At 51.5% G+C, this 12,993-nt stretch carries 13 protein-coding genes; 12 read left to right on the top strand and 1 reads right to left on the bottom strand.

What is annotated here, in order from left to right; all coding sequences use genetic code 11:
* Nucleotides 1-2 precede the first annotated feature (2 nt).
* From FJM74_RS06255 to FJM74_RS06200, 12 genes are all read left to right on the top strand, one after another.
* Nucleotides 3-1,112 (top strand): alpha/beta hydrolase, encoded by a 1,110-nt coding sequence (locus FJM74_RS06255; protein WP_187261719.1) that lies wholly within the window; start codon nucleotides 3-5, stop codon nucleotides 1,110-1,112.
* Between the two features lie 80 nt (nucleotides 1,113-1,192).
* On the top strand, nucleotides 1,193-1,822 hold the full coding sequence (locus tag FJM74_RS06250) for a flavodoxin family protein (protein WP_187261718.1): 630 nt from the start codon (nucleotides 1,193-1,195) through the stop codon (nucleotides 1,820-1,822).
* A 79-nt stretch (nucleotides 1,823-1,901) separates the two neighbouring features.
* A complete protein-coding gene (locus FJM74_RS06245; RefSeq protein ID WP_187261717.1) occupies nucleotides 1,902-3,140 on the top strand; it encodes a PQQ-dependent sugar dehydrogenase in 1,239 nt (412 codons plus the stop codon).
* A 122-nt stretch (nucleotides 3,141-3,262) separates the two neighbouring features.
* Complete coding sequence (locus FJM74_RS06240; protein ID WP_187261716.1) at nucleotides 3,263-4,306, top strand: alpha/beta hydrolase; 1,044 nt, start codon at nucleotides 3,263-3,265, stop codon at nucleotides 4,304-4,306.
* 74 nt (nucleotides 4,307-4,380) lie between these two features.
* Nucleotides 4,381-5,562 carry an aldo/keto reductase gene (locus FJM74_RS06235; RefSeq protein ID WP_206684005.1) on the top strand — a complete coding sequence of 394 codons (1,182 nt, stop codon included), beginning with the start codon at nucleotides 4,381-4,383 and terminating at the stop codon, nucleotides 5,560-5,562.
* 49 nt (nucleotides 5,563-5,611) lie between these two features.
* Nucleotides 5,612-6,352 carry a carboxymuconolactone decarboxylase family protein gene (locus FJM74_RS06230; protein ID WP_206684004.1) on the top strand — a complete coding sequence of 247 codons (741 nt, stop codon included), beginning with the start codon at nucleotides 5,612-5,614 and terminating at the stop codon, nucleotides 6,350-6,352.
* A gap of 53 nt (nucleotides 6,353-6,405) precedes the next feature.
* Nucleotides 6,406-6,891, top strand: a complete 486-nt coding sequence (locus FJM74_RS06225) for a (R)-mandelonitrile lyase (RefSeq protein ID WP_187261715.1) — start codon at nucleotides 6,406-6,408, stop codon at nucleotides 6,889-6,891.
* Between the two features lie 186 nt (nucleotides 6,892-7,077).
* Nucleotides 7,078-9,339 carry a xanthine dehydrogenase family protein molybdopterin-binding subunit gene (locus FJM74_RS06220; RefSeq protein WP_187261714.1) on the top strand — a complete coding sequence of 754 codons (2,262 nt, stop codon included), beginning with the start codon at nucleotides 7,078-7,080 and terminating at the stop codon, nucleotides 9,337-9,339.
* A gap of 26 nt (nucleotides 9,340-9,365) precedes the next feature.
* On the top strand, nucleotides 9,366-9,842 hold the full coding sequence (locus tag FJM74_RS06215; protein ID WP_317175538.1) for a (2Fe-2S)-binding protein: 477 nt from the start codon (nucleotides 9,366-9,368) through the stop codon (nucleotides 9,840-9,842).
* A 427-nt stretch (nucleotides 9,843-10,269) separates the two neighbouring features.
* Nucleotides 10,270-10,635 carry a hypothetical protein gene (locus tag FJM74_RS22345; protein ID WP_241738968.1) on the top strand — a complete coding sequence of 122 codons (366 nt, stop codon included), beginning with the start codon at nucleotides 10,270-10,272 and terminating at the stop codon, nucleotides 10,633-10,635.
* A 290-nt stretch (nucleotides 10,636-10,925) separates the two neighbouring features.
* Nucleotides 10,926-11,264 carry a hypothetical protein gene (locus tag FJM74_RS06205; RefSeq protein ID WP_187261711.1) on the top strand — a complete coding sequence of 113 codons (339 nt, stop codon included), beginning with the start codon at nucleotides 10,926-10,928 and terminating at the stop codon, nucleotides 11,262-11,264.
* 47 nt (nucleotides 11,265-11,311) lie between these two features.
* Complete coding sequence (locus FJM74_RS06200) at nucleotides 11,312-11,947, top strand: DDE-type integrase/transposase/recombinase (protein ID WP_187261710.1); 636 nt, start codon at nucleotides 11,312-11,314, stop codon at nucleotides 11,945-11,947.
* Here FJM74_RS06200 and FJM74_RS06195 read toward each other — a convergent pair.
* Nucleotides 11,921-12,739: an IS3 family transposase gene (locus FJM74_RS06195; RefSeq protein ID WP_262890428.1), complete on the bottom strand. Its 819-nt coding sequence runs from the start codon at nucleotides 12,737-12,739 to the stop codon at nucleotides 11,921-11,923. The genes FJM74_RS06200 and FJM74_RS06195 overlap by 27 nt on opposite strands.
* Nucleotides 12,740-12,993: the final 254 nt, after the last annotated feature.

Below are 12,993 nucleotides of genomic sequence, written 5' to 3'. Positions count from 1 at the left end.
AAATGCTCAACTATAAAACACACCTGATTCTATTATGGAGTGCCGCCGCTGTGCTCATGACTGCCTGTAACTCCCAGAAAGAGGGCAACAGCAGCGGACAGCTAGTGATTCAGGAACAAGGCAGCTTTGCAGTGGGCGGTACGGTGGTCACTGCTCCCGGCACCTTCGACCCTCTTGCGCACGGGGCATTCAACCCAGCCGACCAGGCTTCGGAGGGGCAGACACTGCATGGTGACCATGCCTATGTTTTTTACCAGATACCGGAGAAGGCCCGTGAACTCCCGCTGGTGTTTTGGCACGGGTTCGGGCAGTCTGCCAAGACCTGGGAAACCACGCCGGATGGGCGTGAGGGCTTTCAGAACATTTTCCTGCGACGCGGCTTCCCAGTCTATCTGCTTGACCAGCCACGGCGTGGCAGGGCAGCCCGCAGCACTGAGCCTACCGCCATTTCAGCAGCGCCGGACGATCAGCTTTGGTTCGGTATTTTCCGTCTCGGCATCGGTTCTGAATTCTTTCCCGGTGTTCAATTCTCAAAAGACCCGGAAGCCCTGGACCAGTTCTACCGCCAGATGGTACCCAACACAGGCCCTTTTGATATGGAGGTCAGTACCGACGCGGTATCGGCACTGTTCGACAAGACCGGGCCCGGCGTTCTGATTACCCACTCACATAGTGGAGGGCAGGGATGGCGCACGGCGATCAAAAACAGCAACATAAAAGCCATTGCCTCTTATGAGCCTGGAAGTGGTTTCTTATTTCCCGAAGGCGAAGTGCCTGAGCCCATTCCGTATGTAGGTGGCCGTTTGCAGGCTGCGGGTGTTCCAATGGATGAATTTATAAAGCTGACAAAAATCCCTATTATCATCTACTATGGCGATTATATCCCTGAGCAGCCAACACCAAACCCTGGCCAGGAGCAGTGGCGTGCTGCGCTGGCTATGGCTAAACGGTGGAGAGATGCCGTGAACAGGCATGGCGGGGATGTTACGCTTGTTTATCTTCCTGATGTCGGCCTTAAAGGCAACACGCACTTCCCTATGTCAGATTTGAATAATGTAGCGGTAGCGGATTTACTGTCTGAATGGCTAAAGGAAAAAGGTCTGGATCAGTAATATTGGTAGTAACACCAGTAATCCATCTACCATAAAATCCTTTTGATGTTCGGAACTTTGCATAGTGTAAAGAGATGAAAATGAAAAGGATAATAAAACTATGGGTACTGGTGAGCATGGTAGTTTGTATGCTACCGGCTTGTTCAAAAGCACAAAACCCACCCCCTGAAAAAGAGGAAACACCAAAAGATAGAAATGTGCTTATCGTGTACTTGTCCCGAACTAAGAACACGAAAGCCATTGCCGAGATGATACATCAGAAGGTAGGCGGCACCCTGGTAGCGCTCGAGCTGGAAACGCCTTACCCGGAAGATTACCAAGCCATCGTGCAGCAGGTAGCGCAGGAGAACGAGTCAGGTTTTCTTCCCCCTTTAAAAACAAGGATAGACACCATTCAAAACTATGATGTAGTCTTTGTAGGGTTCCCTACCTGGGGTATGCAGCTTCCCCCGCCCATGAAAAGTTTCTTAACGCAACATGACCTTAGCGGGAAAACCATCGTGCCTTTCAACACCAATGCCGGCTACGGAATAGGAAGCAGTTTCGAGACAGTAAAAGCACTGGCACCCAACAGCAAGCTACTGGAAGGATTCACTACCAGAGGGGGCGTGGAAAGAGACGGGGTTTATTTTGTGATGGAGGGAGAAAAAGAAAAGCAGGCCCAGGAGGAGATAACAAAATGGCTTAGGAGAGTTGGTCTGATCAAATAGGCAACCACCCTGTTTATGCGGGGAAAGCTTCTAAGGAGTCAATTAGCGCACATATTTTAAAATACTCAGACTAAACTCAATGAAACAGAGCCTGATTTTCCTCATTAGTTGTTCACTCGCCTTTATGTCGTGCTCTGGCGATAAGGACTTAGAGCCAGATTCAAATCCAGCTCCTACTCCTAATCCTTCAGCGGCACCGGTAGAAACAAACGCCTCGAATACGAATTACCGGCCTGCCTTTACAGGTCAAACCCGGGTGAATGGTGTTACCACCTTAGCCAGATATAAAGTAGATGTGGTTACTACCTCGCTGGCAAGGCCCTGGGGCATATCCAGTCTGCCGGACGGCCGGTTGCTGGTAACGGAGAAGGCCGGCCTTATGCGTATCGTTTCCAATGGCGGCAATATAAGTGAACCCCTCACTGGAGTCCCGCAGGTCAACTCCTCTGGGCAGGGCGGATTGCTGGGGGTATGCCTCGACCCAGATTTTGCGACCAACCGGATGATCTATTGGGCTTTTTCGGAACCAAGCCCGGCAGGTAATCAAACGGCAATTGCAAAAGGCAGTTTGTCTGCTGACGAACGGGCCCTGGAAGGGGTAGCTGTTATTTACCGGGCCGGGCCGGCTTATGCAGGGAATAACCATTACGGGGCCAGGGTTGTCTTTGACCGAATGGGGAACCTGTTGGTCAGCTCTGGAGAGCGCGCAGACCCTGGCATCCGGCAACAGGCCCAATCGACTGATTCCGCTCTGGGCAAGATCATAAGAATTACCACCGATGGGCAACCTGCTCCGGCCAATCCCTTTCTGAGTCAATCAGGTGTCCGTCCCGAACTGTATTCTATGGGGCATCGGAATCCGCAAGGGCTGGCTATCCACCCGGTAACAGGTGATATATGGCAAAGTGAGCACGGCCCCAGAGGCGGCGATGAACTGAACCGGGTCCTGGCAGGGGCAAACTATGGCTGGCCAATCATTACGTACGGTATCGATTACGGGGGACAGCCAGTGGGAAGCGGGATCCAGCAAAGAGAGGGAATGGAGCAACCGGTCTACTATTGGGACCCGGTGGTATCCCCCGGCGGAATGACCTTCTATAGCGGCAGCCGTATGGCGGAGTGGCAAAACAACCTGTTTATAGGTTGCCTGAGCGGAATGCATATTATACGACTGGTTATGGAGAACAACCGGGTGGTAGGGGAAGAGAGGCTGCTGGCAAATGAACGGCAGCGCTTCAGGGATATTACCCAGGGAGCCGATGGCGCTCTCTATGCCATCACGGATGGCGGCAGGTTATATCGGATAGACAGAGACTAAAATTCACCGATCAGCAATACCAGTAAGTAAATCTGTAAGTAATAAGGAAGAAAATCTAAACCTCTTTCTATTCATACAATAACACATCAGCTGCTTGAAAAAGAGAACATAATTACAATAAAATGATACAGATAAGATTAATTATAGTGGCAATGTTTATGACAACAAGTATCCTGTCTTCCGCCCAGACCAAATCGAAAAATCCCTTCGGTCTGGTCTATGGGGATGCGATCACAGAAAATATAAAGGGAAAAGTCAATATCCATCCGGTGGCATATAAACTGAATGGGATTGATATCGCTGCCAATGTTTATACCCCTGCAGGTTATGACCCGTCAAAGAAATATCCGGCAGTGGTGGTTGCTCACCCTAATGGTGGTGTGAAAGAGCAGGCAGCCGGCTTATATGCGCAGCGTTTGGCAGAAGCGGGTTATATTACCGTTGCTGCTGATGCTGCCTATCAGGGTGCAAGTGGCGGACAGCCACGTCATACAGATAAACCAGCTTTCCGAACGGATGATATCCGTGGTATGGCTGACTTTATCACGCAATACAAAGGGGTTGACGCAAACCGTTTGGGTGTTTTAGGTATCTGTGGCGGCGGCGGCTATACTTTGAAAGCAGCGCAGAGCGATAAACGTTTCAAAGCAGTCGCAACCTTGAGCATGTTCAACTCAGGTGAGGTAAGACGTAATGGCTTTCAGGATTCTCAGTTAAATACCATCCACGAACGCCTAAAACAAGCTTCGGATGCCCGTGCGCAGGAAGCAGAGGGCGGTAAGATAATTTATGCAGGTGTGGCGAGCATAACCGATGAAGAAATCGCTAAAACCCCGACCGATCTATACCGTGAAGGATACGAATACTATTACAGAACCCATGCACATCCCAATTCAACCTTTTTATATACCATGAGCAGCCTGCTCGACTTAATGACCTGGGATGCCGCCACTGATATGGATTTGATCAACCAGCCCCTGTTGATGATTGCCGGAAGCAAAGCGGATACAAAATATATGACAGATGAAGCCTTTAGTAAAGCAACTAATGCCAAAACTAAGGAGCTTTTTCTGCTTGATGGAGCCACTCATATACAAAGCTACTGGAAACCCGCTTATGTAAATAAGGCCGTGACTAAATTGGTTGACTTCTATTCTAACCTTTAAAGGTTAGAATAGAAGTCAACCAATACCTGAAAGAGGCAGGGAATAGCAACCTTTCACCACCATACAAATCAACTATGGCTAATCAGACAAATAACGACACGAATAGCGGAATGAAGCGCCGCGAACTGCTTAAGACCGGTTTGGTGCTGGCCGGAGCGGCCATGCTGCCCAGCGCCTGCACAACACTGGCGGCAAGTTCAACCGGTGGTAACGCCCAGGCCTCCGATCAGCAATCCGCTACCGTCACGGGCCGGCGTAAACTTGGGACTCTGGAAGTTTCCAGCGTTGGCCTTGGCGTCCAGAATATGAGCCGCAAGTATACAACGGAGGTTCCCTATCGGCCCGAGATGCATAACATCATTCGGACAGCTTTCGACCGTGGTGTCACCTTTTACGACGCAGCCGAGGCCTACGGTCCTCATGAAGTGGAGCGAATACTTGGGGAGGGAGTCGCACCCTTCCGGGACAAAGTAGTGATCTGCTCGAAGTTCGGCTGGAACATAGACCAGGAGACGGGAGCACGGCGACCCGGGCTTAACAGTCGACCGGAACATGTTAGAAAAGTGGTGGAAGGCATGCTGAAGCGCCTCCAAACCGACCGTATTGATTTATTGTACCAGCACCGTGTAGACCCGGATGTTCCAATTGAAGATGTTGCCGGGTTGATGAAAGACCTTATCAACGAAGGGAAGGTGCTGCATTACGGGCTTTCTGAACCGGGACTTCAGACTGTGAGAAGGGCGCATGCCGTTCATCCTGTCACGGCTATCCAGAACGAGTATTCCCTTCTATGGCGCGGGCCGGAGGATGGAGTTATTCCGCTTTGCCAGGAACTCGGCATCGGCTTCGTCCCGTGGAGCCCGCTCGGCGTAGGCTTTCTCACCGGGGCCATAGACGCAAACACGCGGTTCGCCCCGGGTGACATCCGAGGCATAGAGTCCCGCTTCTCACCGGAGAACCTACCCCACAACCTGGCCTTGGTGGATTTGGTGAAGAGTTGGGCCGCACGTAAGCAGGCCAGCCCCGCCCAGATATCGCTGGCATGGCTCCTGGCTCAGAAGCCGTGGATTGTGCCTATCCCCGGCACGACACAGATGGCACACATGCTGCAAAACAATGGTGCTGACGGTGTGCGTTTTACCGCTGAAGAGATACGACAGTTCAACCAGGAAGTGACCGCCATTGAGATTAAGGGAATGCGCCTGCCACAGGCCGTCCTTGATTTCTCCGGAGTTGAAGCGGCAACAAAAAGATAATTGTGGGAACTCCCTTGATGATGACCAATATTTTAATAAACCAGTCCCTATGAAGAAAATGCATTCCACTTTCCTGCTCGCCTTTACAGCCCTTGTGTTTTGCCTTCCGGGTAGTATGAACGCGCAAGGTAAACCCAAAGGGACAGAAACGTTAGACGCCAGGCAGCAGCATATCGTTACCATATCCTCCTTCACAGCGAAAGGTGATTTGGAGCGCCTCGGCAAAGCGTTGAACGCGGGGTTGGACGCGGGGCTGACCATCAATGAAACCAAGGAGGCACTTGTTCACCTGTATGCCTACTGCGGCTTTCCCAGAAGCATACAGGGACTAAACACCTTGTTAGCGGTACTGGAAGAGAGAAAGGCAAAAGGCATGGTTGATGAGGTTGGCAAAGAAGCTTCCCCGGTAACAAGCACCGATACGAAATACCAGCAAGGGAAAAAAGTCCTGGAAACCCTGACCGGCAAACCGGAAACCGGGCCTAAAAAAGGCTACGCCGCCTTCAGCCCCGAAATTGAGGTATTTCTAAAGGAACATCTGTTTGCAGATCTTTTCACCCGGGATATCCTGAGTTACTCAGACCGGGAAATCGCCACCATCTCCGCCCTGATAAGCCTTGGGGGGGTGGAGCCGATGATGCAGTCCCATATGGGCATCGCGATGAACCTGGGCATGAACGAATCTCAGCTAAGGCACCTGCTTACCCTCGTGGAGACAAACGTCGGGAAGAAGGAGGCTGAGTCTGGCAGGAAGGTCCTTAATACCCTGTTGGCATCAAGGAAGAAGTAGAAACAGTCGAACACTTCGGATACTTATTCACTTACAACATACACTCATTTGACATGAAAAACCTAATAATGATGGCTGCCGTGTTTGCCGCTTTCTGCCTTTCAAGCTGCGCAGTGGCGCAAAACGCGAAGGAAACCGCACAGGCACCAGGTGTCCTTTACGCCAAAGGAGTAAGGGCCCCAGCCGCTAATTTCACAGGCACCGTTTGGGTGAATATGCTGGTGACCTCTGAAGATCGGTTAGACATTGGGGCTGGCAGCGTCACGTTTGAGCCTGGGGCAAGGTCGAATTGGCACCGGCACCCCGGCGGCCAGGTCTTGCTGGTCACAGAAGGAAAAGGCCATTACCAGGAAAGAGGAACACCAGTGAGGATTATGCAAAAGGGGGATGTAGTGAAATGCCCTCCCGGGGTAGAGCATTGGCATGGGGCCTCGCCTGATACTGAACTTACGCATATTGCCATTTCCACCAATGCCGAGAAAGGGGCTGCGGAGTGGGGCAACCCAGTGACTGATGAAGAATACAACAATTTCAAATAAGCTGTTTTGCACTTGAAAGCTCCCCTTTGATCTGGCGGTTTACATTAATTCCTGAAACCCGTCAAACAACCACTTCTTCAGGCGAAGAATTGGTTAAAAAAGCTTAAATTGACCAAAGGGACGCCTTCATAAGGTTCAGAATCAATTCGACTGTAAACAATCATCCGGGTATAAATTATCGCAGCCATGACACAACAAAAGACCTCCATAACCAGGCGATCATTCCTGAAATCTTCGGCACTTGCCGGAGGCGGACTGATGATAAGTTTTACCTGGCTGTCAGCATTCAGCCCTGCCGATACTAAAAATGCCCCTGATGTTAACGAGAACTGGATGGAGATCAACGGGTACATCAAGATCACTCCCGATAACATCATAAAAATCCTGAACCCTAACCCGGAGTTCGGGCAGAACGTGATGACTTCACTCCCCATGATTGTGGCCGAGGAATTGGAGGCGGACTGGCAAAAAGTAGTCGTAGAAATGGGACCACACGACAGTGTGAAACTAGGGCCACAATTTACCGGAGGAAGCAATTCAGTGCGGATGTATTGGAAACCTCTCCGCGAAGCAGGCGCGGCAGCACGGCATGTATTAATGGAAGCGGCAGCCCAAACCTGGGGGGTGCCTGTGGAGGAAGTGACCACTAAAGCAGGGATGCTGTATCATGAAAGAAGCGGCAAGTCAGGCACCTATGGCAGTTTTGCATCCAAAGCAGCAGCTATCCCCATTCCCAAAGAGGTGAAGCTAAAAGAGGTAAAGAATTTCAATGTCGTACGAAGCTCCAGGAAAAATGTGGAGGGTTTGAAGATCGTCTCCGGTAAACCTCTTTTTGGGTTAGACTACCAACAGCCAGGAATGCTGATCGCCATGATTGAACACCCACCTGCTTTCGGGATGAAACTGAAGTCTTTCGATGCAGCTGAGGCACTGAAACTGCCGGGCATAAAGGATGTTTTCAGCCAAAAACTATACGAAGACGGCTTTGAGCAGGGCGGTTTCGATACACGGAGCTTCAACGATCTCTTGGTGGTGGTGGGCAACACCACCTGGGAGGTGATGAAGGCCCGCAAAAAACTAAAAGTACAGTGGGAACCTGCCGGCGACACCAAAGACACCATGGGCGGCAGGGGCGGGAAAAGGGAGGTCCTTGTTCCGGGCGAGCTTGAAAGCACAGACGCTCAGCTTAGGAAGATGCAGGAATATGCAGCAAAACCTGCCCAGCAGCTAAGGAAGGACGGAGACCCGGAAACGGCATTCAAGAACGCGGCTCAGGTCATTGAACGGACCTACAATGCCCCGTTTCTGGCACACAACTGTCTGGAGCCGATGAATTTCTTCGCCCATGTCACAGATGAAAAAGCCTTATTGGTAGGTCCGTTGCAGGCACCGGGTTGGACAGAACCCACTCTCTCAAAGGTGTTGAACCTGCCAGCCGACAAGATAGAGATCCGGATGACCCGTATGGGGGGAGGCTTTGGGCGCAGAGCATACGGGCATTACCTGACGGAGGCGGCCTTGATCTCCAAAAAGGTAAAAGCTCCTGTCAAGCTTGTCTACACCCGTGAGGACGATATGACCTATGGTATCTATCGCCCGATGTACACGGCTACTTACCGGGCCGCTCTGGATGCGAATAAGAATCTGATCGCATTTCATGTAAAAGGCGGCGGTATTCCGGAACACGCCATCCATGCCAACAGGTTTCCTGCCGGTGCAGTTGACAATTATCTTGCGGAAGGGTGGCAGATCCCTTCCAATATCACGATTGGCGCCTTCCGGGCACCGCGATCAAACTTCAATGCGGCGGCAGAGCAATCATTCCTGGATGAACTGGCAGAAGCGATGGGCAAGGACCCCATTGATTTTAGATTGGATCTTTTGAAACGGGCCAAAGAGAACCCTGTAGGAAAGAATAACGAGTACGACGCGGATCGCTATGCTCAAGTGCTGAAGTTGGTGCAGGAAAAATCGGGGTGGAACAAAGCGGAAAACAAGAAATACAGCCGGGGCGTTGCAGCTTACTTCTGCCATAACTCCTATGCGGCCCATGTGGTGGACATGGTGATGAGAGACGGGCAACCTTATGTCGAAAGGGTAGTAAGTGCCATTGATTGCGGGATTGTGATCAATCCCGATGCGGCAACGAATATGGTGCAGGGTGCCGTGGTCGATGGAATCGGGAATGCTTTGTATGGGGCCTTGACACATAAAAATGGTGCCGCAGAGCAGACCAACTTCTATAACTACAGGATGATCCGGATGCATGAGGCGCCCCAAAAGATCGATGTTCATTTTGTGCAAAGTGATACAGATCCTACCGGCTTAGGTGAACCCCCTTTCCCGCCTGTTTTTGGGGCCGTGGCAAATGCACTGTACCAAGTTGCCGGCAAACGTTTCTACCAACAGCCGTTCAGTCTACAACTGAATAGCCTTGGTGTGCTTTGACAGACTGATTTTTCATCATTTATATTTTGGCTATGATCAAACTTACTATCAACCAGAAAAAACACCAGGTAGATGTGGATCCGGATACCCCCTTGCTTTGGGTGCTTAGGGATACGCTTGGCCTTGTCGGAACAAAATACGGCTGCGGCGTAGCCCAGTGTGGTGCCTGCGTGGTGCACCTCAACGGGGAGGCGGTACGCTCCTGCGTTACGAAGGTGAGCCGGGCAGCCGGGCAAAAGGTGGTTACGATAGAAGGCTTGGCAGCAAGGGCTGACCATCCTTTGCAGAAAGCATGGCTGGAGCTGGACGTTGCGCAATGTGGTTATTGCCAATCGGGTCAGATCATGTCAGCTGCGGTGCTTCTTAAAGAAAATAAGAACCCAACTGACGCGGACATTGATGCAGCGATGGCAGGCAACATTTGCCGCTGCGGAACCTATTTGAGGATACGGGACGCTATCCGTCTGGCAGCTGAGATGCAGCGCAACCCGAGCAAGGGATAAAACCGGCAGCGGAGACCAGCCTTGCAGATCTTTCGCCTATAAATACATAGGCGAAAGCAGCATCCGCGAGAAACGGCGTAGGGCTTACCCATACACATCAGCTTTTAAACTCCTTCCTTTTATGAAACAGCATCCTGATAATGGAACACGTACTTCTCTGTTTATGAAAATAATGACTTTGTTGTCGGCCGTTATTTTCATAACTACAGCAGTTACTACGGTATATAGCAGTGAGAACGCAATTTCCGGGGGTACAGAGCCTCAGTTACTTGATAGCGGCCCTGGACCTGAAAAGGCAGACCGGGACAGCGTTGCATCGGTGGAGGCCTTTGGCAAAGTCTATAAAGTCCTGATGAGTCCTCGCTGTATGAACTGCCATCCGGCGGGTGATGTCCCTTTACAGGGAGATGACAGCCATTTACATACCATGCTGCCCAAACGAGGCGTGGATGGCAAAGGCGTTTACGCCATGAAATGCAGTAACTGTCACCAGGCCACCAACACCCCCGGCCTGCATACCCCGCCCGGTAACCCGAAGTGGCACCTGCCACCGGCTGACATGAAAATGGTATTCGAGGGCAGAACACCCCATCAGCTGGCGAAACAACTGGTAGACCCCAAGCAGAACGGCCGTAAATCAATGAAGAAGTTGTTGGAACATGCCGATGACACGCTGGTGCTCGCTGGCTGGAATCCCGGGGAGGGACGTACGCTTCCACCTATGAGCCATGCTGAATTTAAGGAGGCGTGGACTACCTGGATAAAAAATGGAGCCTATGCTCCAAAGCCCTAAAAAGAAGTAGCTGTCTGCTATAAAATGTATGTCTGATGGTTCTGTTATCTTACGAACCCGTCTTACTGCTTCATGTATTTAATCAAAACCAGGCTTAGGCCTTATTTGACCAACTTTGCTTCGGTCACAGGTAAGAGCGGGGTGACTCAATCAGGATTGGCAAAGACATTCATAATTGTGTCCCGGAAAAAGACAGTATCCCGATACAGCCAAAACAGCAGTTGCTTCGCGTTGCCGGACGCTGCTCACTTTGTCTCGTCCTACTATAGGTTGACATAAAGTCGACAGAAATGAAGGAAAGACCATCAAAAGAAAGTATCATTGCCGAGTATCTCAGTGGCGAAACCAGCTACCGTAAAATGGGGGAGAAATATGGCATCAACTTTTACAGCATCCGCCGCTGGGTACTCCGACACCAGGGCCGTATGAAGCAACCACCAAGTGCTAAAACAGTAAAGACTGCACCGGATTTTCTACCAGATGAATCCCCGCCTACGGATGTGAAGACACTGCAGGCCGAGCTGCGGAAAGCCAGGCTTGAGAAGCAGGTGCTGCTGGAGGTGATCAAAGTAGCCGAAGAGGAGCTGGGGATCCCGATCCGGAAAAAGCCTGGTGCCAAGCAATCCTGAGCATAGAGCAAAGAGCGCCCTCCCGAGCTGTCGGGGTGCTTTGCTGCTTGTTTGGTTACAGTAGACAGGCGTATTACCAGCAGATCAGAATACAGGAGCAGCAGGCCCTGCAGGAGGACCTGCTGGTGCAGGAAGTGCTGCGCATCCGCCAAACCCAAAAGCGGTTGGGAGCCCGCAAGCTACTGGTGGTGATGTCAGACTTTATGGCCGAACATGGCATTGGTATAGGCCGTGACGCTTTTTTTGAGCTCCTGTGTGAGCAGGGCCTGCTGGTTCGGAGACGCAAACGCTCCAGGCCTCAGACCACCTTCTCCAGTCATTGGCTGCGCAAGTACAGCAACCTGATCATTGGTTTGGTACCTACCGCTGCTAACCAACTGTGGGTAAGCGACATCACCTACATTCACCTGCAGGAGGGCTTTGCTTACCAGAGCCTGATCACCGATGCCTACAGCCATAAGATCGTGGTTTTTTACCTGTGCCAGGATCTCTCCGCCTGGGGATGCATCCAGGCCCTGGAGATGGCCCTGGAAGGGAACCTGGTGCACAAGGGGCTGATCCATCATTCGGACCGGGGCCTGCAGTACTGCAGCTCCGGCTATGTAAAGCTCTTGCAGGACCATACTGGAATTGCAATGTTTTACTGGAGACTTTTTTTAGGCAGCCACTGTTTGGTTGTATAACTGGTTTTCATATTGGCACGGCGCTAGGTAGCCTAGAGCAGAGTGCCTCCTTTTCCTGTTGTAGAAACCTTCGATATATTCAAACACGGCCAGCCTAGCCTGTTGTCTGGTGGCGAATTTGCAGTGGTACACCATTTCTGTTTTCATTGTTTTGAAGAAGCTCTCGGCTACCGCGTTGTCCCAGCAGTTGCCTTTCCGGCTCATGCTCTGCAGTACCGGTTTGTCCTTTAATTCATCTCTGAACTCCTGGCAGGCATACTGCACACCCCGGTCCGAGTGAAAGAGCAGATCCTGTCTCACCGGCCTGTTTCTCACCGCCATCTGAAAAGCGGCTATCGTGGTTTCCTTCGCTTCCATGGTCTCGCTTAATGCCCAGCTCACCAGGGAAGCCAGGCACTCCGGGTCGCGGGTCCCTGAGAGCATGGCTTCGATAATGGCCATGCCGGACTGACCGGTGATGTCGTTGAGGACCACATCCAGCCGGATGTTCATCAGCCGGAGTGCCTTCTGCATTTTGCTGCTGTAGCGCGCCGACTGCTCCATCAAATGTTGACGGTGATAATAGTAGGTGCGCAGCTGCTGGAACGTGTCGCTGAGTAGCAGGCTGCCTGACAGCAGGCCCAGGGAGTGGAGCTTCTGTATCCACTGGCAATCCAGCACATCGGTCTTCCGCCCCTTCACGTTCTTGGTCTGGCTGCCCGGCACCAGTAGCACCTCAAAGCCCGCCTGCTGCAGGGCATTGAGGTGCTGCTGGTGCCGGTACTCTCCATGGCGATGGTGGTGACCCCACAGGCTTGAAGGTGGCTAATCAGCTGCTCGTGATCTTTAGTATGCACTCCAAACTCACGCACACTTTTAATTGCTCGATAGCCACCATATGGCTGCGCGAGCCCACATCGATGCCGGCGGCATGCGGATGAATGACTCTGAAAGGTATTTCCTGCTTTCCCATAACTGAAACCCATACCTGTGAAAAAATAGTGACTTCAGGGAAGGCCATGAATAGAAAGATTTTTCTGTAAGGGATTCTTCAGAGAAGATCACCA

Origin of the sequence: Pontibacter beigongshangensis, from assembly GCF_014332515.1 — a bacterium.
Lineage (GTDB): Bacteria > Bacteroidota > Bacteroidia > Cytophagales > Hymenobacteraceae > Pontibacter > Pontibacter beigongshangensis.
This window is presented reverse-complemented; position numbering and strand designations above follow the sequence as displayed.

Excerpts from the sequence above, each read along its gene's own strand:
- FJM74_RS06255 (WP_187261719.1), top strand. The coding sequence starts at position 3 with ATGCTCAACTATAAAACACACCTGATTCTATTATGGAGTGCCGCCGCT.
- FJM74_RS06250 (WP_187261718.1), top strand. The coding sequence starts at position 1,193 with ATGAAAAGGATAATAAAACTATGGGTACTGGTGAGCATGGTAGTTTGT.
- FJM74_RS06245 (WP_187261717.1), top strand. The coding sequence starts at position 1,902 with ATGAAACAGAGCCTGATTTTCCTCATTAGTTGTTCACTCGCCTTTATG.
- FJM74_RS06240 (WP_187261716.1), top strand. The coding sequence starts at position 3,263 with ATGATACAGATAAGATTAATTATAGTGGCAATGTTTATGACAACAAGT.
- FJM74_RS06235 (WP_206684005.1), top strand. The coding sequence starts at position 4,381 with ATGGCTAATCAGACAAATAACGACACGAATAGCGGAATGAAGCGCCGC.
- FJM74_RS06230 (WP_206684004.1), top strand. The coding sequence starts at position 5,612 with ATGAAGAAAATGCATTCCACTTTCCTGCTCGCCTTTACAGCCCTTGTG.
- FJM74_RS06225 (WP_187261715.1), top strand. The coding sequence starts at position 6,406 with ATGAAAAACCTAATAATGATGGCTGCCGTGTTTGCCGCTTTCTGCCTT.
- FJM74_RS06220 (WP_187261714.1), top strand. The coding sequence starts at position 7,078 with ATGACACAACAAAAGACCTCCATAACCAGGCGATCATTCCTGAAATCT.
- FJM74_RS22345 (WP_241738968.1), top strand. The coding sequence starts at position 10,270 with ATGCTGCCCAAACGAGGCGTGGATGGCAAAGGCGTTTACGCCATGAAA.
- FJM74_RS06205 (WP_187261711.1), top strand. The coding sequence starts at position 10,926 with ATGAAGGAAAGACCATCAAAAGAAAGTATCATTGCCGAGTATCTCAGT.